The organism is Halogeometricum rufum (assembly GCF_900112175.1).
In the GTDB taxonomy this organism is placed as follows: Archaea; Halobacteriota; Halobacteria; order Halobacteriales; family Haloferacaceae; genus Halogeometricum; species Halogeometricum rufum.
In genome coordinates this window covers 203,323-226,191 of sequence record NZ_FOYT01000002.1, presented here as the reverse complement: position 1 = coordinate 226,191, position 22,869 = coordinate 203,323, and the positions used below count along the sequence as shown (strand labels likewise).

The window sequence follows — 22,869 nt, the reverse complement described above, 5'->3', positions numbered from 1 at the left end:
CTCTCAGTCGACACTCTCCGAAATCGAGAGAAGCGACGCACCGGTCGCCCCGTGACGGCGGGGCGCGCCACCGGCACGCATCCTCGGTGAATCGCCCCGTCCCGACGCGTTCGACCGCGCTACGGCGACGGCAGGAGCGTCGAGACGCGCGCGTTCTCCTTCAGGCGGATGCCGCCGGTGGGCATCGACAGCGGGACGGTTCCGAGCGAGTCGGTGAACAGCGTCGGGTGCGAGGCGCCGCGTTCGCGCAGTTCGGTCCGAGGTTGGAGTACGGCGGTATCCTCGCCCGTGAGCGTCTCGTTGTACGACAGGAGGTACTGACCGCCGTCGAGGTTCCACCAGCCGTAGTCGTCGTCGGGGTCTCGCTTCTCCGTCTCGACGGGCGCGGACTCGGCGGCGGTCAGTTCGCCGCCGCCGAAGTCCACGCGCCCGGGATCCTCGACGACGCGTATCTCCGCGGCGGTCAGGTCGACGCCCCCGTCGTGGACCTGCGTCTCCGCGTGGACGATGCCGTCGAGTCGGTCGGCGAGCGTGTCGCTCATGGGTCGGCGTTGCGTCGCGCCCCGCAAAAACCCCCGGCCGGACCCGGCGTTTTATCCACGGGCGCGAGACTGTCGGTTCATGTCGTCTCGGAAGACGGTCGCCGCCGTCCTCGCGGGCGCGGCGACCACCGCGGTGCTGGGCGTCCTGACGGTGGTGCTGGTTCCGGTCCTCGGATTCGTGACGGCCGAAGTCGTCGGGACGTGGGTCCCGAGGTGGGCGTTCGCGGCCCCGCCGATGCTGAGCGTCGTCGCGGGCGGTTCGACCGCCGGGTTCCTCGCGCGGACCGACCGGCGGGCGTGCGCGTTGCTCGGGGGCCTGGCCGGAGCGCTCGGCGCGACGGGAGTCGGCGTCGGCGTCGGACTCGTCGGTCTGGTGGTCGCCCTCGGATTCACGCCGGCGCACGCCGGAGACCCGACCCTCTCGGGCGGCGCACTCGCGGCCGCGACGGTCGGCGGCGGCGCGGGATTCGCCGTCGGCGCGACGGTCGGTGCCCTCGGCGGTGTCGTCGGCCACGCCGGGCGGCGGGGACGCCGCCGGTGACCGCGAGCGAAGGCCGCCTCAGTCGGCGTTCGGCGTCGGCGCGGTGACGTCTATCTCGCCGGCGTCGAGTTCGGCCTCGACCTCGCGGGCGGCCGTCACCATGTTCTCCATCTTCTGGTAGGCCACCTCGCGCGGGAGGAGTTTCACGCCGCAGTCGGGCGACACGGTGAGTCGCTCCGGCGGGACGACTTTGAGGCCCTCGAGGATGTTCTCCTTTATCTCCTCGACGGACTCGACTTCGGCGGTGTGGACGTCGACGACGCCGAGTGCGAGGTCGGGTTCGAACTCGGGGTCGGTGAACACGTCTATCTGCTCGTAGCCGCCGTTGCACAGTTCCACGTCGAACTCGTCGATGGGGAAGTCGTTTATCTCGGGGTAGATGCGCGAGTAGTCGCCGTAGCAGACGTGCAGGCCGATGCGCACGTCGTCGGGGATGCCCGCGACGATGCGTTCGAGACACTCGCCGACGATGGCGTGGTCGTCCGGCGTCGTCGCCAGCGCGGGTTCGTCTATCTGGACGTACTTCGCGCCCGCCTCGACCAGTTTCTCGACCTCCTTGTTCACGAGGTCCGCGAGGTCGTAGGCGAGGTCCGCCTCGGTGTCGTACGCCTCGTTGAACGACCAGCGCGCGAGCGTGTACGGCCCCGTGATGGGGACTTTGACGGGCTTCTCGGCGACGTTCGAGGTGAACTCGAACTCGTCGACCAGCCACGGTTCGTCGTACTCGACTTCGCTCGCGACGGAGGGCTTGTCGAAGTAGTTGTGCCCCCACACCTTGACGGGGCCGTTGAACTCGTAGCCCGGGATGCGGTGGGCGAAGTACTCGACCATCTCCTCGCGGCGCATCTCACCGTCCACGACGGTGTCGAGTCCGGCGTCCTCGTGTTCGTGCGTGATGACGCAGGCGGCGTCGTCGTACGCCTCCGTCAGGTCGTCGTCGTCGAACTTCGAGGCGTCGTCCTCGGCGAGTTCCTTCGACCGGTTCAGCCACTTCGGCTTGGGATAGCTCCCGACGACGGTGGTGAGCAGGAAGTGCTCGGCGTCGTGGTCGTTCGGGCGGAACTGCTCGCGGTTCTCGGCGTTTCGGGACATTACGCCTCCACCTCCGATTCGAGGTCGGCGGCCGTCGCCAACGCGCAGAGTTTCTCCTGATGCTTGTTCACGGGGAGGTAGAACGGTTCGGTGTTCGTCGTCACGTAGGCGGTGTCGAAGTCGTCGCCCTGAATCTGGCCGTTCACCCAGTCGACGCGTTCGCGGATGGTCTCGGGGTCCTCGACGAGGGTGTTCTGCCCGTCGGCGAGTCCGAGGGCCACGTCGTCCTTCGCGCCGTACTCGTTGACGTTGTAGAGCGTCGTCTCGCGGTCGCCGGCGACGAAGTCGAAGCCGATGGCCTCCACGTCGGCGTCCATCAGGTGCGCGTACGTCTTCTCGTCGATGGCGCCCCAGTAGGTGTGGACGACCACGTCGGCGTCAGTCGCGTCCGCGACGGCGTCGATGGCCTCGGGGACTCGCTCCGCGACGTCGTCGTCGGGCGCGTCCGTCACCAGCGAGGGGTCGAGCAGGAACAGCGTCTCGTGTTCGGGGAACGCCTCGACTTCGCCGGCGAGGAAGTCGCCGACGGCGGCGAGGAAGTCGGCGTCGTCGCCGTAGTGGTCGTCCGTGGCGAGTTCGGCCAGCGAGTACGGGCCGGGGAGGACGGCCTGCAGGGGCGCCTCGCCCGCGAACTCGGCCGCCGCCTCCAACTCCGCGGCCACGTCGCCGGAGAACGTCAGGTCGCCGACGACCTGCGGGTCGCGGTAGAAGTTGTTGTTGTCGTAGTACCGGACGATGCCGCCCGTCTCGACGTTGTCGTGAACGGCGAGGGGGTGAGCGAGCATGTCGTCCCAGCGGAGTTGTCCCTCGACGACTCTGTCGAGGCCCGCGTCGCGTTGGTCGCCGACGACTTCCTCGCGCGCCTCGTCGTAGACGGCGACGATTTCGTCCGACTCGTCGCCGGAGATGAGGTCGTCCTTCTGGTGCCCTTTGAGGTCTGAGAGGTCCGACTTCGCCCAGTCCGGGAGGGGGAATAGCCCGGGCGACGTCGCTACCAGTTCGGTCATCACACTCGGCTACGAAATGCCGACGCTTAATATTTGCTGATGCGGTCTATTCGCGTCAGTTATTCCTCGGCCGCCGACTTCGACGCCGACCCCCGCGTCAGTCGGAGCACCGACAGCGTCTCGAACGGGTACGACTCTTGCACGACCGTCTCGTGGTCGAACCCGCGGGCTTCGACGCGCGCGACGACTTCCTCGAAGCCCGTGAGCGAACTGACGAGGAGGAGGACGCGCCCCCCGTCGGCGAGGACGCGCCCCACGTCGTCCACGAACGGGTTCAGGAACTTCCGACCGCTCTCGCCGCCCGAGAGGGCGCTCTCCATCCAGTCGTCCCACTCGTTGTCGGGGTCGGTCGGCAGGTACGGCGGGTTGAACGCCACCGTGTCGAAGGCTCCGTCTCGGAAGGGGTCCACGAGGTTCGCGCGCACGGCTTCGATTCCGAGGTGCCCCTCTGCGCGGAGGGCCGCGCCGCGTTCGCGCGCGCTCTCGCAGGCGTGCGGGTTCACGTCGCTGGCGACGACGCGCGTCACCTCGGCGTCGCGGGCCGCCCGTTCGGCGACCCACCCCGACCCGGTGCCGACTTCGAGGAAGCGACCGCGCGCGTGGTCGACCACCGCCTCCGCGAGGAGGGCGGAGTCCTCGGCCGGTTGGTAGACGTTCGTCTCCATCCCGCGCCGTTCGGCCAGGTCGTCGGTCACGACTCGTCCTCCTCGCCGTCGCCGTCACGGTCGCCGTTCGAAAGCGCCGCGTCGTGGCTCTCGCCGTCGCCGCGGTGTTCGCCGCCGGCGCGGCGGTCGCCGTCGTCCCGGCGCCCGTCGCTCTCCGGGTTCGCGTCGCCGTCGTCCCCCCCGTCGGTCGTCGCCTCCGCCTCCGTCCGCGCGTCCGTCGGTCGTCGACGCCGACCGCTCGCGTCGCCGGCGACGACGAAGCCGTCCTCCTCGGTGCGGGCCATGAGTTCCCGTTGCGGGAAGGGAATCTTGATGTCTGCGGATTCGAAGGCGTCCTTCACCGCGGCGATGACCGACGTCTGCGTGCGCCACTTGCGGCGCGCGCTGGGCCGGTCTATCCAGACGCGGACGCCGAGGACGACGGCCGAGTCGGCGAACCGCTTCAGCACCACCTGCGGCGTCGGGACGTTGAGCGGTTCGTCCAGTCCCTCGACGGCGTCGAGGGCGAGGTCCGCGGCGCGCTTCGGGTCCGCGTCGTAGTCGACGCCCACCTCGACTTCGATGCGAAGCCGCCCCTTCCGGCTCCGGTTGACGAGGCTCTCCGAGGAGACGACGTCGTTCGGAATCATCACGTACTCGCCGTCGAACGTCTGGATGCGCGTGTTGACGACGGTGATGTCGGTGACGATTCCCTCGTGGTCGCCCACCTCTATCCAGTCGCCTATCTCGAACGGTCGGGAGAACATCAGGACGAACCCCGCCAGCAACGCGCCGAGCGTCTGTCTGGCGGCCATCCCGACGACGATGCCGAGGAACCCGGCGCCGACGAGGACGCCGCCGAGGTTCACCTCCCAGATGGCGAGGACGATGGCGACGCCGACGACGTACAGCGACAGTTGCGCGATGCGGTAGGCTATCTCGCGCTGGTGCTGGCTGACCGCCGGTCGGGCCTCCGTCACCTCGTCGACGAGACGCCGCACCAGACTCGTCATCGTGTACGCGCCGACGAGGAGGAGGACGGAGAGTCCGAGTTTGACGAACGACTCGTAGCCGAAGTCGTAGCCCTCGAACACCGACGCGACGGCCTCGGCCTGCCCCCAGACGCCGACGATGAGGGCGGCGGCGCCGATCGCCAGCGTCATCGTCGTCAGCGTCACGAGCAGGCTCCACAGCGCGCTCGGAACGCCCGGCAGGTCGTAGTCGTGGAGTTCGTCGCTCCTGGCGAGGACGACAGTCGTCAGGAAGACGATGGCGCCGGTGACGGCGACGCGCCCGGCGAACGATGGAACCGCCTCCCCCAACTGTTGGAGCGCCGTACCGACCCCCTGCAGCGGTGTCGTCGAGAGCGCCACGAGCATCGGTCTCACCGGCCGTGTTCGTCGGCCAGCGCCGCCAGCGCCGCGAACTCCCGCGGCGTCACGTTCCCCGCGCGCTTTCGCAACAGGTCCTCGTCGGCCGCCTCGACGACGGCCTCGGGGTCGGACAGCCCGGAGATGTGCGCGGTGTTGCGGATGCCGTTGCGGATGGTCTTGCGTCGCTGGGTGAAAAGCGCCTTCACGAAGTCGAGGAAGAACGCCTCGTCGGCCACCTCGTAGTCGGGCGCGCGCGGCGTCACGCGGACGACGACGCTCTCGACGGCCGGGGCGGGGTCGAACGCCTCCTTCGGAACCGTCTCGACGACTTCCACGTCGCCGTAGTGCTGCGCGCTCACCGAGAGGCGGCCGTAGTCGTCGCCGCCCGCCTCGGCGGCCATCCGCTCGCCGAACTCCTTCTGGAACATCAGCACGAGGGGGATTCCGCGGGGGAGCAGGCGGAACGTTATCTCCGAGGAGATGCCGTACGGGAGGTTCGAGACGCAGGCGGTGACGTCCGGCAGGTCGAGTTCGAGCGCGTCGCCCTCCAGCACCGTCAGTCGACCGTCCTCGACGTCCGCGGCGAACTCCTCGCGGAGGAACGAGGCGAGGCGCGTGTCGCGTTCGACGACGGTCACCCGGTCGGCGACGCGGAGCAGTCGGTCGGTCAGCGCGCCCGTCCCCGCGCCGACTTCGAGGACGTGCGAGGCGTCCGCGTCGTCGGGGAGGTAGCCGGGGATACGGTCGAGCACTCGGTCGTCCACGAGGAAGTGCTGGTCCTGGTCGGGGTCGCCGCGCAGGCCCGCGCGTCGGATGAGTCGGTCCGGGTCGCGCGGCGCGTGCGCCGCCGCCTCTGTCGGGTCTGGCTGCGGCTCGGTCATCGGCGGAGAATACGTGCGAACCGGGGTAAACGTCTCGGCTCGGGGGCGCGACTAGCTGTCTCGCCCGACGAACGCCTTGTACTTCAGATCGTCGTCGCGGAGTTCCTCCATGATTCGCTCGACCAGCACGTCGCGGGGGTGGTGGAGGCCCGACACTCGGTCTTCGAGGTCCTCGAAGCTCTCGTACGGGCCGCGTTTGCGCTCGTCGAGGATGTTGTTCCGGAGTTTCTTCCCGATGCCCGGCAGGAGGTTCAACTGGTGGAGGCGCAGCGTGATGGGCTGGGCGTCGTTGTAGAAGTCCACGAAGCGCCGCTCGTTCTCCTCGACGACGTCCTCGACGACGTACTCCAGTTCCGAGTGCGCCGTGTTCGACAGGTCGTCGTAGCCGACTTCGCGGAGTTCCTCGACGGCGTCGCGTTCCTCCGCCGGGAAGAGTACCACCTTGTCACCGATGGAGACGTCCGAGTCGTCGCCGAGTCGAAGCTCGAAGAGGCGGAAGTTCTTCTCACCGAGGGCGTACGCGAGCGGGGATTTCTTGTATCGCGGCCGGTCGTCGTCCGGTCGCCCGTGCGGGAGGTGGTCGAGGACGACGGCGGACGTCACGTCCGTCGCCGCGTCGGCGCCGCTCTCGGTCTCGTCGACCGACGTGTCGGGGTCGGCGTCTCCGCTCTCAGCGCTTGTCATGTCAATGGATACGCCGACGGCGTATTTAAAAAGTTGGCCCCTCAGGCGTACTTCGCGACGACGTCCAGAATCTCGTCGAGTTCGTCGCCGCTGAGCGCGTACCGCTCCTGCGCGTAGACGGCGCGGAGTTCGTCCCGGCTCTGGGGGAGGAGGTCCGCGATTTTGAACGCCGTCGCCTCGTCGACCTTCTCCAGTTCGAGGAGTTCCTCGACGAGTTCGACCGACTCTTCGGGGTCGAGGAAGGCGAAGCGGTTCACGTGTTCGATGGCGCGAGCGAGTTCGTAACGGAGTTCACGCTCCTCGTCCGCGGCGCGTTCGGCTTCGACGTCTTCGAGGAGTTCCTTGACCTCGCTCGTGGTGAGATACTCCTCGTGTACCTTCTCTTTGAAGATGGTCATCGGCGAGAGGAGTTACTGCTGGGCGCGCAGGTGGGCGGGCCGGACGACGAGAATCTTGTCCTTCCCGCCGTCGTTGATCTGGACCTTGAACGCGCGACCCTGCTTGCCGACCACTTCGCCCGTGTGGCCGTTGAAGCGCGCGTGGAAGCGGCCCTTTCGCACGCTGGGGTCGATCTTCAGGTGGACCTTCTGGCCCTCGTCGTACTCCTGAATCGCTCGCTGCGGCGGGGAGGTGCCGCGCTCGCGGGGTTTGTTCGACAGCTTTCCTCTCGTCCCGTGAAGCGGACCGTTGGAACTCGGCATAGTCGTGAGGCAGAATACTGGTGACGCAGTTATAAAACGCACGTTCCTGTCTCGCGCGTGCGGGAGCGTGGCGTGAACTCGGCGAAAGGGCAAGAGTCAGGCCCGTCGCCCGCGACGACGGGTGCATGGACGACGACAGCGACTACTCCATCGAGACGCGTGCCATCCACGCCGGACAGGACCCCGACGAGGAGACGGGCGCGCTGATGACGCCCATCCACGCGAACTCGACGTACGCGCAGGACGCGCCGGGCGACCACCGCGGCTACGAGTACTCCCGGACGGGCAACCCCACGCGCACGGACCTCGAAGCCAACCTCGCCTCCCTCGAGGGCGGCGCTCACGGCCGCGCGTTCTCCTCCGGGATGGGGTCGATAAACACCGTCTTGAACCTGCTCGAAGCGGGCGACCACGTCGTCACGGGCGACGACGTCTACGGCGGCACGCACCGTATCTTCACGCAGGTGTACGAGGAGTACGACCTCTCGTTCGACTTCGTGGACACGACGGACCACGACGCCGTCGCCGACGCGATGCGCGAGGAGACGGCCCTCCTGTGGGTCGAGACGCCGACGAACCCGCTGATGCGCGTCAACGACGTTTCGGCGCTGGCTGACCTCGCTCACGAGTACGACGCGCTCTGCGCCGTGGACAACACGTTCGCCACGCCGTACCTCCAGCGACCGCTCGAACACGGCGCGGACGTCGTCTCGCACTCGCTGACGAAGTACCTCGGCGGCCACTCGGACGTGGTGGCGGGCGCACTCGTCACCGACGACGAGGAACTGGACGAGCGAATCGGCTTCTACCAGAACGCCGTCGGCGCGACGCCGTCGCCGTTCGACTGCTTCCTCGTCCTCCGCGGGACGAAGACGCTCTCGGTCCGCATGGACCGCCACTGCGAGAACGCGAGCGAACTCGCCCGCTGGCTGGACGACCACGAACGCGTCGCCGACGTCTACTACCCGGGACTGGCGTCACACCCCCAGCACGAACTCGCGGCCGAACAGATGGACGACTTCGGCGGGATGCTGTCGTTCGAGGTGGACGGGACGCTCGAACAGGCCTCCACCGTCGTCGAGGAGACGGAAGTGTTCACGCTCGCGGAGAGTCTGGGCGGCGTCGAGAGCCTCATCGAGCAACCGGCGGCGATGACGCACGCGGCCATCCCGCGCGAGGAACGCCTCGCCGCCGGACTGACTGACGGACTCGTCCGCGTGTCGGTCGGTATCGAACACGTCGACGACATGAAGGCGGACCTCGACGCGGCGTTCGACGCCGCGTTCTGACCGGCGTTCACTACCGTCCGAAAACGCGGTAAACCTAACACCGAGGCGGGAGTACGGTAGCGCATGGCTCAAGAACTTACGACTCAGAACGACGCGCCGTCCGGTGAGCAGTCGGTGACAGAGTACGAACCGACCGAATCGCACGCCGTCGGCGGGGTGTCGAGTCACATCGGCGAGAAGTTCGGCGTGGGTGCCTCCGCGGGCATCCTCCTCGGTGCCGTCGTCGGCGTCCTCGTCGCGTGGGCACTCGGGACGAGCACGTCCGTCGCGTTCCTCATCGTCCTCGGAACGGGGTTCATCCTCGCGCCCGTCATCGGCCTCCTCTACATGGAACGCAGCGACTGACCGTCTCGTCTTCTCCACGCGGAACTGTCGGTCCGAACGGCGTCGTCACTCGCGGGTTTCGATAGCACGGCAGCGTCTGCGACGGCGGCAGACGCCGCGAGCGAGAACTGACTGCTACCGTCGTCCGCTCAGATGCGGCCGACGTTCTCGACGGCGACGCTCTCGACGCCCTCGACGTCCGAGAACGCTTCCTCGACGGCTTCCGTCCCGCCGGCGTCGTCGGGGACGATGACCGTCGGCAGGAGTGCGACGAGTCCGAACGCCACGTCGTCACGCTCGAACCCGTTTATCTTCGCACCCTCGGGCAGGGAGTCCTCCAGTCGTTCCTGGAGTTCGTCGAGGTCGATTTCGGGGCTGTTCGGCATGACTTTCATCTTGGCAGCTACTTTCCCCATTGTTTACGGACCCATGAAGCCGCAGTCGGGACACTCGTAGAGGTTGCTCTGCTTTCGGCACTTCGCACAGCGCGAAATCTCGGTGCCACACTCCGGGCAGTCGAACGTCGCCGCGCTCATGCCGGAGATGTTGATGCCGCAGGACACGCACTGTCTGGCGTGTCGCTGCTCGGACTGGCTCATACGGCTATCAACCCGTCCGCGACTTTTAACGGTTGTCTTTCCGGCTCACCCGAGCGCGACGGGGCCGATGAGCACGCCCATCAGGTGGACGCGCCGGACGCCCAGACGCGGCGGGACGAGGCCGACGAGTGCGGCGAGCGCGAAGACGCACAGCCCCGGCACGCCCGCGAAGACGCCCGCGAGTACCCACAGCAGGGCGAGAACCGCCACGGAGAGCGCGCGGTGCGGGAGTCGGCGCACGACGGCGAGGTAGCGGTCGCCGACAGTCGGCACCAGTACGCACCCGACGCCCGCGGCGAAGACGACGGTGGCCAGCGCCGTCACCGAGCCGAACGGGGACCCGCCGCCGCCGACGGCCGAGAGGGCGACGGCCACCCCGCTCCGTTCGTCGCCGACCACGACGAGCGCCGCGGCGGCGAAGACGGCCGTCGCCGTGTCGGCTCCGCTGGTCGCGACGACGTACAGGCGGTCTGTTCGGCCGCCGTCTCCGCTCGACCCGTCGGCGAGGCGGCTCTCGCCCCCCGCGCCGCCGAGTGCCAACACCGTCGCCACGCCCGCGGAGACGCCCGGGAGGTAGCCGACGAGCGCACCGCCGCCGACGCCCGACGCGGCCGCGCGGAGCGTCGCCACCGGCGAGAGCGCCGTCCGCGCCCCCTCCTGCGGCGGTATCGCTCCCCGCCCGCCGAGCGCATCGACGAGGACCGGCGCGCCGAACAGGCCGGCGAACAGCGGTGCCAGCATCGACGTCGCGGCCGACGGCGCGAGCGACCCGTCGGTGGGGACGCCGAGCGTCAGCAGTCCGAGTCCCGCCGCGAGTCCGAAGCAGACGACGCCGCCGAGTCGCCGCCGCCGGGTCGGCTCGGCGGCCACGAGGAGGACGACGACGAGGGCGAGAACGGCCGGGAGCGCGGCGTACAGTTCCGCGCGGCCGGCGGCGACGAGGTGCGAGAGCGGGAGCGCCAGCGGCACCGCGCCCGCGACGGCGACGCCGCTCCCGACGGCGGAGAGCCGGAGTGCCTCGCGGCCGCGCCCGGCGAGGACGAGTCGGTGGCCGGGCAGCGACCCCACCGCCGTCGCCGCGTCCGGGACGCCGAGGACGAGTGCGGGCACCACGTCGAGGAACGTGTGGACGACGCCCGCCGCGAGGACGGCGGCGCCGACTGCGGCGGGCGGGGCGGGCAGCGTCGGCGCGGCGGCGGCCAACAGGAGCGCGAGGGCGTTGACGTGCAGGCCGGGGACGAGTCCGCTCACCGTCCCGAGGCAGACGCCGGCGAGAGCGAACGTGAGTGTGGTCGTCGCGGCCATCGCGGCGGAGTGGTCCCGTCATCGCACTTGAACGCTCGGCTCGCGCGGTGGTCGAAGGCGCGGTAGTCGGACCAGCGGTGGCCGGGGGTGACGACGCGGAGCGGTCGCTCTCGGGACGGGGTCAGAAAAATGCGAGGTGTACTGACGATTCGAAGGGACGTCCGGATGGACGTGCGAACTGCGTCGGGCTCAGCCGAAGAGTTCGCCGAGGCCCTCGCCGGAGGACTCCTCTTCTTCGTCGTCGTCCTCTTCTTCGGCTGCGGCCTCTTCCTCGCCACCCTCGTCGTCGTCGTCGTCGCCGTCCGCGGCTTCGACGTCGCCGCCTGCGCTACCGCCCGCGGCGGGCGCGGGAGCGGCGGCGGCCGTCTCGACGGCCTCCTCGATGTCGACGTCCTCCAGCGCGGCGACGAGCGCCTTGACGCGGGATTCCTCGACGTCCACACCGGCGGCTTCGAGCACGTCGGTGACGTTGTCTTCGTTGATCTCTTCGCCCGACTCGTTCAGGATGAGAGCTGCGTAAACGTATTCCATTGTTGAGTTCCTCGTTGATTATCCGAACATCGCGCCGAGCCCGTCGGCACCGTCTCCGTCGTCTTCGTCGTCGTCGTCGGTGTCGTCGGCTTCGGCTTCAGTGTCTTCTTCGTCAGTCGATTCGTCTTCGTCCGCCTCGTCGGCGGGCTCGGCTGCGGGCGCCTCGACGCCGCGGAGTTCCTCCGGCAGGGCCTCCTCGTCGTCGATCTGCGCCGCCAGCGAGCGAAGCTGCGCGTCGGCCTTGGCGACGAGGTCCGGCATGAGCTCGGGGTCCTCGATGGCGGCGAACAGGCCGAGGGCCTTCGCCTCGCCGGCGGCCTTCGCGAGTATCGTGGGCGCGGTCTGCGCCGTGGGGTAGCCCGCGTTGATCGAGAGGTTGCGGGCGCCGGCCGCGGCGGACTGGATGTCCGCGCGGTACTCGTCCACGTCGATGGCGAGTTCCTCGGGCTCGAACAGGACGCCTTCGGAGTAGACGCCGCGGAGGTCGAGACCGACCTCCTTGGGTTCGATGCCGAGCTCGTTCAGGACGTTGGCGAGTTCCTCGGAGACGACTTCACCCTCGTCGAGGACTTGCGAGTCCTCGGTGACCTTGATGGAGCCCTCCATGATGCGGGCGGCCGCACCGACCTGCTGGAGTTCACCGACGAAGGGACCCGGGTCGACACCGGTGTCACCCTCGGGGATGACGATGTCGTTCGGGGCGACTTCGCCCGCGTTGATGGGTGCAGGCGTCTTCGACGCTTCGAGCTGTTTGTAGAGGCCGAACGGGTTGTCGTTCGTGCCCACGAGAGCGACCTGTCCGTAGACGAACTCGGTCAGCTGTTCGAGGCCGTCGTTCACGTCCTCCAGCGCGCGGGTGACGAGCGTGTTACGGCTCATCCGAAGTTCCGCGCTGCCGTGGAGGTCCCGCCGCATGCTCTGCAGCTGGCGGCTCGGGATTCCGGTGACGCTCACGACGCCGACGGACTGGTACTCTTCGAGGAAGTCGGTGAGTTCACCGACTTCGATGCGTTTCCACTCGGGGATGGTCTCTGTCTTGCGGACGGACTCGCTCTCGCTCATGCGCGTACCTCCACCGACGGACCCATCGTCGTCTTCACGTAGATCCCGTCGATGTTGAGGGGACCCTTCTCGAGAGTGGCCTCGAGACGACGAACGATGACGTCGATGTTCTCCGCGATTTCGTCGGCCGGCATGTCCTCTGCACCCACGCGGGTGTGGAACGTGCGGCGGTCACGACTGCGGAGTTGGACCGTGTTCTTCATCCGATTCACAACTTCGACCACGTCGTCGTCCGGTTGGAGCGGCGTCGGCATCTTCCCTCGGGGACCGAGAACGGTCCCGAGGTAACGGCCGATATCTTGCATCATATCGGCATCTGCCACGAAGAAGTCCGTCTCGTCCGCGAGGTCTTTGGCGGCGTCCGTATCGTCTCCAAGGTCTTCGAGGTCGTTACCGTCCATCACCTGGTCGGCAACCTCCTCGGCTTGGAGTGCGGTTTCGCCGGTCGCGAAGACGACGATCTTCGTCTCCTGTCCGGTGCCTTCGGGGAGCACGATGCTCTCGTCGACACGCTTCGACGGGTCGTTTAGGTCGAGGTCGCGCAGGTTGATAGCGAGGTCTACCGTTTCGCGGAAGTTCCGCTCGGGAGCCTCGTCAAGTGCGCGAGAGACTGCGTCAACTATCGTATCTGCCATTATTCACCTCCGTAGTACGCAGGATTGCTCCTACGGGTCAGTGAAACAGGCGTCTGCCTGCCTCGTCGGAGCAAATGGGAATGGCGGCCTTAAGTCCGTCGAAGCAATCGCCCGAGCGCCCGGGATACGGCGGCGTTACGCCTCGTCTCCGTGTGAAGCGAGGGCACACGCGGGGGGCGACGACGCCGCGGCGGCGGTGCCGCGGCCGGCGGCGTGGTCGCCACTCGCGCGTCGGTCCGCTGAAAAGGGTGTGCCGTCCCGCGGGAGCGGTCGAAGGCGGGTACCGTCGACTGCGACTGCGGACGGGGTCGGGACCCCGAACGCCGTCACGTGACGACGGCCGAGCGTCCGACTACGCGGCGAGCTGGTCGTCGTACTCGCCGTCGTCGATGCGCTTCTTGAACTCGCGGGGGTTGTTCCCCTCGATGGTGACGCCGAGAGAGGTGCAGGTTCCGACGACCTCCTTCGCGGCGTTCTTCGTGTCGTACGAGAGGAGGTCCGAGGACTTCTGCTCGGCGATCTTCTTCACCTGGTCGACGCTCAGGTCGGCGACGAAGTTCTCCTGCGGTTCGCCGGACCCGGTCTCGAACCCGGCCTCGTCCTTGATGAGTTCGGCCGTCGGCGGGACGCCGACCTCGATGGTGAACGAGCCGTCGTCGTCGTACTCGACCGTCACGGGCACTTCCATGCCGTCGAACGCGGCGGTCTGCTCGTTTATCTCCTGCACGACGTCCTGCACGTTCACGGGCGTCGGGCCGAGTTCCGGTCCGAGCGGCGGACCGGGGTTGGCCTCCCCGCCGGGAACGAGCACTTCGATAGTTCCAGCCATACCTCAAAGCACCCTTTGGCGACTTTTAACGGTTTTCTTTCGCGCTAACCGGCGTGCGTGAGAGGCGCACGCAGCGCGCCGTCACCGGTGGTTCCGGGCGACGAGGCAGGACTCGTGCCGCGCCCCCGCGTCTCAGAGGTCGACGCCGAACGGCGCGGCGTCGGCGGCGCGTTCGGCCATCGCCCCGAGGAGCGTCGCCACCCCGTCGAGGTCCCCGGTGTCGACCACTTCGACCGGCGTGTGCATGTACCGGTTCGGGATGCCGACGTTCAGCGACGGAACGCCGTTCCGGGAGGTGTAGAACGCGTCGGCGTCGGTGCCGGTGCGAATCCCCGCGGCCTGCAACTGCACGTCCAGGTCCGCGGCGTCGGCGGCGTCGCGCGCGAGTGCGACCACGTCCGGGTGGTTCGCGCTCCCGCGGGTGACGACGGGCCCCGCGCCGAGTTCGACCGGGCCCGTCCGCTTGCCCGCCACGTCGGGGTTGTCCGTCGCGTGCGTCACGTCGATGGCGACGGCGGCGTCCGGGTGGAGGTCGTAGCCGACCATCTTCGCGCCCTGTACGCCGAGTTCCTCCTGCACCGTGCTCACGGCGTACACCGTCGCGTCCGCGTCCGCCTCGACGGCGCGTCTGAGGGCTTCGGCGGCGGCCCACGTGCCGACGCGGTTGTCCATCCCGCGGGCGGCCATCCGCGACCCGTGCAGGTCCCGGACGCGCGTCTCGACGGTGATGGGGTCGCCGATCTCCACGAGTTCCGACGCCTCCGCGGCGCTCTCGGCGCCCACGTCCACGAACTGCTCCTCCAGGTCGTCGTACTCCTCCTCGCCCACGTCGCGCAGGTGGATGGCCGTCTGCCCGACGACGCCCGGCACGTCGCCGCCGTCGCCGTGAACCGTGACGTGTTGGCCCTTCGAGACGGTGCGGTCGGCGCCGCCGATGGGCGCGATGCGGAGGAAGCCGTCCTCGGTCACGTCGCGGACGATGTATCCTATCTCGTCTGCGTGGCCCGCGAAGGCGATTTCGGGGCCGTCGGCGCTCCCCTCGTGGACCGCCACGGCGTTGCCGTACGAGTCCACGCGCACGTCGTCGGCGAACGTCTCGACGTACGAGACCCACACCCGTTGGCCGTCGGCCTCGAACCCGGCGGGACTGGGCGTCGTCAACAGGTCGGTCAGGAACGTCAGTCGGTCGTCGTCCATGCTCTCGAACTGGAAGAATCGGCACCTCAAGGCACCGATACGCGTCGCCGCGAGCCGACCCGTGCGTCGACGACGAGACGGGCACAACGGTTATGCCATCTGTCGGCGTACTGACGGAGTATGGGAGAGAAATCGTTCACGTTCTTCGAGATTCATCTGCACGACGCCAAGTTCAACGCCCCCGAGAGCGGCCCTCGCTTCTTCCAGCGAGGCCCCGATGAGGACGAAGAATCGGAGGACGACGAGGGGTACAGCTCCATCGACGTCGACGACGAGGAGACGGACGAGTCCGTCGAGAGCGGCACCGACGCCGCGGCCGAGGACGCCGACGAGTCGAGTCGCGGCGTCGGCGGCGCGGCGGTCGTCGGCCTCCTCCTCCTCGTCGCCCTCGCCGTCGCGGTGAAGGTGTTGACCGGCGAGGACGACTTAGACGAACTCGACGACCTGTCGGACATCGCCGTCGAGTCCGACGAGGGCGACGAGGGCGAGTCGGCGGCCCTCTCCGAGGAGTAAGCCGCGCGCATCGCGGTCCGGTGTCGCTCTTTTTCGACCGTCGTCCGCCCGCGAGCGACCGCAGTCGGATACGCTTAAGCGGCGTCCGCGGAATCGTCGGATATGACCGTCTCCAGCGCTCCCGGGAAGGTCTACCTGTTCGGGGAGCACGCAGTCGTCTACGGCGAACCGGCGGTGCCCTGCGCCATCGAACGCCGGGCGACAGTCTCCGTCGAAGTGCGCGACGACTCGCGGGTCCGCGTCACCGCGCCCGACCTGAGCCTCGACGGCTTCACCGTCGAGTACGGCGGCGACGGCGACGGACGACCGGACGTGAACGTGGCGAAGGGACTCGTCGAGGCCGGCATCGCCTACGTCGACGCGGCCGTCGAACAGGCCCGCGACGCGGCCGACGCCCCGGACGCCGGGTTCGACGTCACCGTCGAGAGCGCCATCCCCCTCGGCGCCGGCCTCGGGTCGTCGGCGGCCGTCGTCGTCGCCGGCATCGACGCCGCGACGCGCGAACTCGGCCACCCGCTCTCCCCCGAGGAACTCGCCGAACGCGCCTACCGCGCGGAGTACGACGTGCAGGACGGACAGGCCTCCCGCGCGGACACGTTCTGCTGTGCGGTCGGCGGCGCGGTCCGCGTCGAGGGCGACGACTGTCGCCGCATCGACGCGCCGAACCTCCCGTTCGTCGTCGGCTTCGACGGCGGCGCTGGCGACACGGGAAAACTCGTCGCGGGCGTCCGCGAACTCCGCGAGGAGTACGGCTTCGCCGCCGACACCGTCGAGAGCATCGGCGACCTGGTCCGCCACGGCGAGTCCGTCCTCGCGGACGCCGACCCCGCGGCGGAACCGACCGACGAACTGCTCGCGGAACTCGGCCGCCTGATGGACTTCGACCACGGCCTCCTCGAAGCGCTCGGCGTCTCCTCGCGCACGCTGGACAACATGGTGTGGGCCGCCCGCGAGGCCGGCGCGCACGGCGCGAAACTCACCGGCGCGGGCGGCGGCGGTTGTATCGTCGCCCTGGACGAGACGCCGGAGACGGAGACGGCTCTGCGCTACACCGCCGAATGTCAGGACGTGTTCCGCGCGGAACTCGCCCCGGACGGCGTCCGGGTGGAGGAGGAATGACGACCGTCCTCAAACTGGGCGGCAGCGTCGTGACGGACAAGTCCACGCCGGAGACGGTGGACGAGGACCGACTCGACGCCGCCGTCGCGGCGATTGCGAACGCCGCCGCGGAGGGACGCGCCGCGGCCGGCGGGGCGCGGGCCGGCGGTGGCCCCAGTCTCGTCGTCGTCCACGGCGGCGGCAGTTTCGGCCACCACAACGCCGAGAAGCACGGCGTCAGCGACACCGCCGGCACGCGCGACGCCGGCGCAGTCTTCGAGATTCACGACGCGATGCGTCGCCTGAACGACGCCGTCGTGACCCGACTGCAGGACGCCGGCGTCCCCGCTCTCCCGGTCCATCCCCTCTCTGCGGCCGCCAGAGACGCCGACGACGGGCTCTCGTTGCCCCTCGACTCGACGGCGACGATGCTGTCGGAGGGGTTCGTCCCGGTCCTCCACGGCGACGTCGTCGTCCACGCCGACGCCGGCGCGACCATCGTCAGCGGCGACGAACTCGTCACGACGCTGGCGCGCGGACTCGACGCCGACCGGGTCGGCCTCTGTTCGACCGTCCCCGGCGTCCTCGACGCCGACGACGAGGTGATTCCGGAGATTACCGCGTTCGAGGACGTGGCCGCGGTGCTGGGCGGGAGCGAGACGACGGACGTGACCGGCGGGATGGCCGCGAAGGTGCGCGCCCTCCTCGAACTCGGCGCGCCCGCGCACGTGTTCGGTCCCGACGCTCTCGACGCCTTCCTCGCCGGCGACGACGCCGGCACCGTGATTCGGGGCTGAGCCGACCCCTCACTCGGCGTCGACCACGCGGAGTTTGAGAAACCACGCCGCTTCCCGCTCGTCCTCGCCCGTCCCGACGCGCACGGGGAGACGCCACCGATACCAGCCCGGTTCGTAGTACCCGTCCGTCCGTTCGTCGTCCCACACGCCGTACTCGTACGTCCGCGTCTCGCCGGCGGCCCACTCGCGCATCGCACACCCGTACGCCGGGTGGGTCCGGACGCCGTCGCCGCCGCGAGTCCACCGGTTTCGAGGCCGCTCGCCGGGTTCCGCTCCCGCTCGATACAGCCACAGCCCCCCGCCGTCGCTCCGGCCCCGAGAGCGATTGAACGGACTGCACTTGCCCGTCGCGACGCTCACCGGTCGCGCGTCCCCTCCGTTCGTCGCCGTGAGGACGAGCGTCGCGGGGTGGTCGTCGGTCACCGTCTCGGTGCGCACTTCGGCGTCGATTCGGAACTCGAACTCCTCCGGGAGGGGGTCCACCTGCGCGACGAAGACACGCTTCGGATGTGGGTTCGGAGCGAACGGCGACGCGCCGAGACAGCCCGTAGCGAAGCCGAGTGGGAGGGCGGCGAGGAACCGGCGGCGGTTCATAGGCGAGCGTCTTCGTCTTCGGACAAGTACGTTCCCTTCGACGACACGGTATCGAGAATTAGATGCCGAGAGTCAGATGCCGAGAGTCAGATGTCGACGCGGAGGCCGTCGCGGGCGAACCGCACGTCGCCGTCGTACCGGTTGCCCACCGACGCCAGCATCTCCTCGTGTTTCCCCTCGGTGTGCGGGTACAGGTGCGTGAGGTAGACGCGGCCCACGTCGTGTCCGGCGAGTGCCGCGCCCAACTGCGACGGAGTCGGGTGGTTCGACACGTCCACCTCGTCGGGGAACGAGCAGTCGTGCGCGAGGACGGCCGCGCCGTCGGCGAAGTTCGCGAGGCCCTCGAACGCCTCCGTGTCGCCCGAGAAGACGAAGTCGCGTCGCTCGGCGGCCGCGCGTTCCTCGCCGTCGGTGCCACCGTCGTCGTCTCCCGTCCCGTCGTCGCTCCCACCGTCGCCCGCGAACCGATAAGCGAGGCAGTCCGTGGAGTGTCTCGTCTCCCGCGCCTCGACTTCGAAGCCGGCGACTTCGAAGGACCCGGCGGTGACTTCGCGGACCTGCAGGTCCACGCGTCCCTGCAGGTAGTCGTGCACGTCGAGGAGGCCGTCGAGGAGTCGCTTGGTCCCGGTCGGACCGACGACTTCGAGGTGCGTCTCGCCGGCCAACCACCGCGCCTTCAGGAGGGCGAGGAGGTCGGAGACGTGGTCGAGGTGGTGGTGGGTGAGGAGGACGGTACCGACGCCTTCGTAGCCGACGTCGGTGTTCGCGAGGCGGTTGAGGACGCCGCTTCCGCAGTCGACGAGGAGTGACCGGTCGTCGGACTCGACGAGGAGTCCCGTCTGCATCCGGTCGGGAAGCGGCATCGCGCTTCCGGTGCCGAGAAACGTGACGCGCATGACGGCGAGTACGCCGACGGCGGTGGTATAAGTTGGTGGCTCGGGGTCGACTCCGTCGGCGGGCGGTGGTTCGAACCGGGAAGGAACGCCGATAATCACCCGTTAATGAACGTATCTAGACGAATGTCTGACGAGCATTGATATCCGGGGCTGGTGACCGACAGCCCGTATGGCAATGAGTGCGAGCACGTCGCAGTCTGCGGTCGAACCCGACGATTCGGTGAGTATGGCCGTCGTCCGAGCAGTCAGTTCCGCCGCCGACAGGCCGGTGCTGGAGTTACCGCCGTTGTACGAGGCGATAGACCCCGACGCCCTCGACGCACTGTTCGACGGCCACCGAACGGCCGGCCGCATCGAGTTCCGGTACGCGGGCTTCCGCGTGACCGTCCGCGCCGACCGGACGGTATCCGTCTCGCCCGTCGAGTGAGAGTCGCCGACTCGTTCTGCTGGACCGACGCCGTGAGCGACTGCACCGGCCGCCGTGCGGGCGCAACCGACTTACAGACGCAGTCCTGACTGCGGGTAATGAGTAGCCGTGGCAGGCGACTTCTCTGCGAGGCGGCCGAGCGGACGGACGACCCGTTCGACTTCGACCCCGAGACCGTTCCGCTCGCGGACGAGGACGTGCTCTCGCGACTCGAACCCTCCGTCCGAGAGTGGTGGGTCGGTCAGTTCGGGCGCTACGTCGGCGGCAACGGCGGGTTCTTCACGCCGCCGCAACGCGAGGCGGTCCCCCTCATCGACGACTCGGAGAACGCCCTCATCTGTGCCCCCACCGGGTCCGGGAAGACGCTGGCATCCTTCACCGCCATCATCAACGACCTCTTCCGCCGCGACAGGGAACTCGCGGACGGTCTGGACAACTCCGTCTACTGCCTGTACGTCTCGCCGCTGAAGTCGCTGGCAAACGACATCCACCGCAACCTCACCCAACCGCTGGAGGGAATCGCCGACCGGATGGACGAACGCGGCGAGGAGGTGACCATCCGTCACGCCATCCGCCACGGCGACACCTCCAGCGCCGACCGGCAGAAGATGCTGGAGACGACGCCGCACATCCTCAACACGACGCCCGAGACGCTGGCCATCCTGCTGAACTCCCCGAAGTTCAAGGAGAAGCTCCGGACCGTCGAGTACGTCGTCGTGGACGAGATTCACAGCCTCGCGGACAACAAGCGCGGCACGCACCTCTCGGTGTCGCTCGAACGACTGGAGAACCTCTGCGACGCCTCACCGACCCGAATCGGCTGTTCGGCGACGGTCGAACCGCTCACGACGATGGCGGAGTTCCTCGTCGGCAGGAACCCCGACGGCACCGCCCGCGATTACGAACTCGTGGACACGCGGTTCGTCCGCGACTTCGACCTGCAGTTGGAGTGTCCGACCGACGACCTCATCGACACACCGCGCGGCGTCGTGCAGGAACGGTTCTACGACAGACTGGACGAGTTGATTCGCTCGCACACGAACACCCTCGTCTTCACGAACACCCGGTCGGGGGCCGAACGCGTCCTGCACAACCTCAGAGAGAACTACGACGGCTACGACGAGACCAACTCGGGCTGTCACCACGGCAGTCTGTCGAAGGACCGCAGACAGGAGATAGAGCGGGAGTTGAAGGAGGGGAACCTCGACGTGGTGACCACCTCCACCAGCCTCGAACTCGGCATCGACATGCCGCACATCGACCTCGTGGTGCAGGTGGGGTCGCCGAAGTCCGTCGCCTCGTTGCTCCAGCGAGTCGGCCGCGCGGGCCACCGACTCGGACAGACCGTCGAGGGGCGGGTCGTCGCCCTCGACAGGGACGAGTTGGTCGAGTGCGCGGTGATGCTGAAGAAGGCCGAAGAGGGGTTCGTCGACCGGGTGTTCGTCCCCGAGAACGCTCAGGACGTCGCGGCCCAACACGTCTACGGCATGGCCATCAACGGCGTGCGGCGCGAGGCGGAGGTGCGGCAGACGCTCCGGCGCGCGTACCCCTACCGCGACTTCTCCGACGCCGAGTGGGAGCGACTGATGGCCTACCTCACGGCCGACTACGAGGGGCTAGAGGAGAAGAACGTCTACGCGAAGGTGTGGCGCGACACCAACGACCCACCGGACGGCGAACACCACTACGAGGAGTTCGACGTGGGCGAACGCCTCGTCGGCAAGCGCGGGCGGATGGCGCGCGTCATCTACATGACGAACATCGGCACCATCCCCGACTCGTTCACCTGCGACGTGGTCACCCGGTCGGGCGACGAGTGGGTCGGCCAGTTGGACGAGAACTACCTCGACACGCTGGACGCCGGCGACGTGTTCGTCCTCGGCGGCGACCACTTCGAGTACCGCTACCGGCGCGGGTCGAAGGTGTACGTCGACCGGACCAGCAAGCGCCCGACGGTGCCGTCGTGGTTCTCCGAGCGCCTCCCGCTGTCGTACGACCTCGGCCGCGAGATAACGGCGTTTCAGGGGGAACTGCTCGACAGACTGGCCGACGGCGGCCCGCCGGGCGTGCGGACGTGGCTCCGCGAGTTCCCCTTAGACGAGAACAGCGTCCGCGCCGTCACGCGGATGTTCGACGAGCAGGTGCGCTACGCCGGCCCCGAGAGCGTCGCCACGGATTCCCGCCTCGTGATAGAGGAGCAACTGGACAGAGAGGAGTACCAGCGCCGCTTCTACGTCCACTCGAACTACGGGCGGCAGTTCAACGACGGCCTCTCGCGCCTCCTCGCCCACCACTGCGCGCAACGGTCGAACGCGAACGTGCAGGTGGCCGTCGCCGACAACGGCTTCTCCATCTCGATGCCGCTGAACCGGAAGGTGGACCTCGAAGCTGTCCTGCGCGACGTCGACCCCGCGGCGGTGGGCGCGGACCTGCGCGCCGCCCTCGACGGGACCGACCTGCTGAAGCGGTACTTCCGCATCAACGCGACGCGTTCGCTGATGATTCTGAAGCGCTACAAGGGGTACGAGAAGTCCGCGGCCCAGCAGCAAGTCTCCTCGGAGATGCTCCTGTCGTTCGCGCAGGACCTCGACTCCTTCGCCGTGATGGCCGAGACGTACCGCGAGATTCTGGAGGACAAACTGAACGTCGCGGCCATCGCGGACGTGCTTCGCGCCGTCGAGTCGGGCGACGTCGACGTGGTGACGCACGACGTGGAGACGCCGACGCCGCGGGCGTTCGGGCTGGCGACGCTGATGGCCAGCGACGTGGTCCTCGCCGAGGACGAGAGCCGCGTCCTGCAGGAGTTCCACGCCCGCGTGATGGACGAAATCGGCGACGAGGAGACGGTGCCCGTGGACGACTGACGGCGCGCCCCGTCCGTCGCCGCGGACTCGCGCGGTACCCGTCGCGTCGCGTGGGGCGGGTCGAATTGGGTCGGTTCGGGTTGAGTCAGGTCGGGTCGGTTCGACTCACCCCGTCAACAGCCAGAGGGCGACGAACGTGACGATGCCGACGAAGATGGCGACGAGGAAGTCGCCGGCGGAAGTGCCCCCGAGGAGCGTGAGCATCACGCCGGCGAGTGCGCCCGAGATGGCGCCGAGGACGCCCCGCCGGAACGAGTCTGACTGTTCGAACCGGTTGCGAAGCGAGGTCATGAATCGGTGGGGATAGGTCGGCGTCCGTGAAGAACGCTCCGACGGTGGGCGGTCCGAGTCGGACGCGTCGGTATGCGTATGGATTTTTGTGCCCACACTCGTGACAGTCGGTCGATGGCCGCACCGTCGTCCGTCGATGTCCCCCGCGCCCGT

28 protein-coding genes are annotated in these 22,869 nt (G+C 68.6%); 8 read left to right on the top strand and 20 right to left on the bottom strand.

Annotation, left to right across the window (positions count from 1 at the left end; all coding sequences use genetic code 11):
* Positions 1–119: 119 nt before the first annotated feature.
* Complete coding sequence (locus tag BM310_RS10755; RefSeq protein WP_089807564.1) at positions 120–542, bottom strand: dCTP deaminase/dUTPase family protein; 423 nt, start codon at positions 540–542, stop codon at positions 120–122.
* A gap of 79 nt (positions 543–621) precedes the next feature.
* Between BM310_RS10755 and BM310_RS10750 the strand changes: the two genes are divergently transcribed.
* Positions 622–1,083, top strand: a complete 462-nt coding sequence (locus BM310_RS10750) for a hypothetical protein (RefSeq protein WP_089807562.1) — start codon at positions 622–624, stop codon at positions 1,081–1,083.
* A gap of 18 nt (positions 1,084–1,101) precedes the next feature.
* Here the strand turns inward: BM310_RS10750 and BM310_RS10745 are convergent, their stop codons facing one another.
* Genes BM310_RS10745 through BM310_RS10710 form a run of 8 tightly spaced genes read right to left on the bottom strand, consistent with a single transcriptional unit; the run spans position 1,102 to position 7,465 of the window.
* Entirely contained in the window at positions 1,102–2,175 is a 1,074-nt protein-coding gene (locus tag BM310_RS10745) for a methionine synthase (protein WP_089807560.1), read from the bottom strand.
* Positions 2,175–3,182, bottom strand: a complete 1,008-nt coding sequence (locus BM310_RS10740; RefSeq protein ID WP_089807559.1) for a 5-methyltetrahydropteroyltriglutamate--homocysteine methyltransferase — start codon at positions 3,180–3,182, stop codon at positions 2,175–2,177. Before BM310_RS10740 ends, BM310_RS10745 begins: the two co-directional genes overlap by 1 nt.
* 59 nt (positions 3,183–3,241) lie before the next feature.
* On the bottom strand, positions 3,242–3,877 hold the full coding sequence (locus tag BM310_RS10735; protein ID WP_281246522.1) for a HemK2/MTQ2 family protein methyltransferase: 636 nt from the start codon (positions 3,875–3,877) through the stop codon (positions 3,242–3,244).
* On the bottom strand, positions 3,874–5,205 hold the full coding sequence (locus BM310_RS10730) for a mechanosensitive ion channel family protein (protein WP_177232647.1): 1,332 nt from the start codon (positions 5,203–5,205) through the stop codon (positions 3,874–3,876). Before BM310_RS10730 ends, BM310_RS10735 begins: the two co-directional genes overlap by 4 nt.
* Before the next feature lie 5 nt (positions 5,206–5,210).
* Positions 5,211–6,080 carry a 16S ribosomal RNA methyltransferase A gene (locus tag BM310_RS10725; protein WP_089807557.1) on the bottom strand — a complete coding sequence of 290 codons (870 nt, stop codon included), beginning with the start codon at positions 6,078–6,080 and terminating at the stop codon, positions 5,211–5,213.
* 51 nt (positions 6,081–6,131) lie between these two features.
* Positions 6,132–6,764: a DUF655 domain-containing protein gene (locus BM310_RS10720; protein WP_089807555.1), complete on the bottom strand. Its 633-nt coding sequence runs from the start codon at positions 6,762–6,764 to the stop codon at positions 6,132–6,134.
* Positions 6,765–6,805: 41 nt separating this feature from the next.
* Positions 6,806–7,162, bottom strand: a complete 357-nt coding sequence (locus tag BM310_RS10715) for an RNA polymerase Rpb4 family protein (protein WP_089807553.1) — start codon at positions 7,160–7,162, stop codon at positions 6,806–6,808.
* Between the two features lie 12 nt (positions 7,163–7,174).
* A complete protein-coding gene (locus BM310_RS10710) occupies positions 7,175–7,465 on the bottom strand; it encodes a 50S ribosomal protein L21e (RefSeq protein ID WP_089807551.1) in 291 nt (96 codons plus the stop codon).
* A gap of 125 nt (positions 7,466–7,590) precedes the next feature.
* On the opposite strand from BM310_RS10710, the gene BM310_RS10705 reads away from it, so the two are divergent.
* Entirely contained in the window at positions 7,591–8,754 is a 1,164-nt protein-coding gene (locus tag BM310_RS10705) for a cystathionine gamma-synthase (protein ID WP_089807549.1), read from the top strand.
* 63 nt (positions 8,755–8,817) lie between these two features.
* On the top strand, positions 8,818–9,099 hold the full coding sequence (locus tag BM310_RS10700) for a hypothetical protein (RefSeq protein ID WP_089807547.1): 282 nt from the start codon (positions 8,818–8,820) through the stop codon (positions 9,097–9,099).
* Between the two features lie 128 nt (positions 9,100–9,227).
* Here BM310_RS10700 and BM310_RS10695 read toward each other — a convergent pair whose 3' ends face one another.
* The 8 genes from BM310_RS10695 to BM310_RS10660 form a co-directional block, all read right to left on the bottom strand.
* Positions 9,228–9,494: an elongation factor 1-beta gene (locus BM310_RS10695; RefSeq protein ID WP_089807545.1), complete on the bottom strand. Its 267-nt coding sequence runs from the start codon at positions 9,492–9,494 to the stop codon at positions 9,228–9,230.
* 3 nt (positions 9,495–9,497) lie between these two features.
* On the bottom strand, positions 9,498–9,677 hold the full coding sequence (locus tag BM310_RS10690; RefSeq protein ID WP_089807544.1) for an HVO_2753 family zinc finger protein: 180 nt from the start codon (positions 9,675–9,677) through the stop codon (positions 9,498–9,500).
* A 45-nt stretch (positions 9,678–9,722) separates the two neighbouring features.
* Entirely contained in the window at positions 9,723–10,982 is a 1,260-nt protein-coding gene (locus BM310_RS10685; protein WP_089807542.1) for a tripartite tricarboxylate transporter permease, read from the bottom strand.
* A 189-nt stretch (positions 10,983–11,171) separates the two neighbouring features.
* On the bottom strand, positions 11,172–11,513 hold the full coding sequence (gene rpl12p, locus BM310_RS10680) for a 50S ribosomal protein P1 (protein ID WP_089807540.1): 342 nt from the start codon (positions 11,511–11,513) through the stop codon (positions 11,172–11,174).
* 18 nt (positions 11,514–11,531) lie between these two features.
* A complete protein-coding gene (locus BM310_RS10675) occupies positions 11,532–12,575 on the bottom strand; it encodes a 50S ribosomal protein L10 (RefSeq protein WP_089807538.1) in 1,044 nt (347 codons plus the stop codon).
* Positions 12,572–13,210: a 50S ribosomal protein L1 gene (locus BM310_RS10670; RefSeq protein WP_089807536.1), complete on the bottom strand. Its 639-nt coding sequence runs from the start codon at positions 13,208–13,210 to the stop codon at positions 12,572–12,574. Before BM310_RS10670 ends, BM310_RS10675 begins: the two co-directional genes overlap by 4 nt.
* 352 nt (positions 13,211–13,562) lie before the next feature.
* Positions 13,563–14,039: a 50S ribosomal protein L11 gene (locus BM310_RS10665; RefSeq protein ID WP_089807534.1), complete on the bottom strand. Its 477-nt coding sequence runs from the start codon at positions 14,037–14,039 to the stop codon at positions 13,563–13,565.
* A 132-nt stretch (positions 14,040–14,171) separates the two neighbouring features.
* Complete coding sequence (locus tag BM310_RS10660) at positions 14,172–15,236, bottom strand: M20/M25/M40 family metallo-hydrolase (protein ID WP_089807531.1); 1,065 nt, start codon at positions 15,234–15,236, stop codon at positions 14,172–14,174.
* Positions 15,237–15,356: 120 nt separating this feature from the next.
* Here BM310_RS10660 and BM310_RS10655 point away from each other — a divergent pair, with 120 nt between their 5' ends.
* The 3 genes from BM310_RS10655 (at position 15,357) to BM310_RS10645 (ending at position 17,644) form a co-directional block, all read left to right on the top strand.
* Positions 15,357–15,749 (top strand): hypothetical protein, encoded by a 393-nt coding sequence (locus BM310_RS10655; protein ID WP_089807528.1) that lies wholly within the window; start codon positions 15,357–15,359, stop codon positions 15,747–15,749.
* Between the two features lie 102 nt (positions 15,750–15,851).
* The gene (mvk, locus tag BM310_RS10650) at positions 15,852–16,868 is read left to right on the top strand and encodes a mevalonate kinase (RefSeq protein ID WP_089807526.1); all 1,017 of its coding nucleotides are present in this window, start codon (positions 15,852–15,854) and stop codon (positions 16,866–16,868) included.
* Positions 16,865–17,644 (top strand): isopentenyl phosphate kinase, encoded by a 780-nt coding sequence (locus BM310_RS10645; protein WP_089807524.1) that lies wholly within the window; start codon positions 16,865–16,867, stop codon positions 17,642–17,644. The genes mvk and BM310_RS10645 overlap by 4 nt, the downstream gene beginning before the upstream one ends.
* A gap of 9 nt (positions 17,645–17,653) precedes the next feature.
* Here the strand turns inward: BM310_RS10645 and BM310_RS10640 are convergent, their stop codons facing one another.
* Together BM310_RS10640 and BM310_RS10635 are read right to left on the bottom strand one after the other, a co-directional pair.
* Positions 17,654–18,238 (bottom strand): hypothetical protein, encoded by a 585-nt coding sequence (locus BM310_RS10640; protein ID WP_089807522.1) that lies wholly within the window; start codon positions 18,236–18,238, stop codon positions 17,654–17,656.
* An 86-nt stretch (positions 18,239–18,324) separates the two neighbouring features.
* Positions 18,325–19,134, bottom strand: coding sequence for an MBL fold metallo-hydrolase (locus tag BM310_RS10635; RefSeq protein WP_089807520.1), 810 nt, complete (start codon positions 19,132–19,134; stop codon positions 18,325–18,327).
* A 169-nt stretch (positions 19,135–19,303) separates the two neighbouring features.
* Between BM310_RS10635 and BM310_RS10630 the strand changes: the two genes are divergently transcribed.
* Both BM310_RS10630 and BM310_RS10625 read left to right on the top strand, forming a co-directional pair.
* A complete protein-coding gene (locus tag BM310_RS10630) occupies positions 19,304–19,561 on the top strand; it encodes a HalOD1 output domain-containing protein (protein WP_218156431.1) in 258 nt (85 codons plus the stop codon).
* Positions 19,562–19,659: 98 nt separating this feature from the next.
* Positions 19,660–22,425 carry an ATP-dependent helicase gene (locus BM310_RS10625; protein ID WP_089807518.1) on the top strand — a complete coding sequence of 922 codons (2,766 nt, stop codon included), beginning with the start codon at positions 19,660–19,662 and terminating at the stop codon, positions 22,423–22,425.
* Positions 22,426–22,530: 105 nt separating this feature from the next.
* On the opposite strand, the gene BM310_RS10620 is transcribed toward BM310_RS10625, so the two are convergent.
* Complete coding sequence (locus BM310_RS10620; RefSeq protein ID WP_089807516.1) at positions 22,531–22,716, bottom strand: hypothetical protein; 186 nt, start codon at positions 22,714–22,716, stop codon at positions 22,531–22,533.
* Positions 22,717–22,869 lie beyond the last annotated feature (153 nt).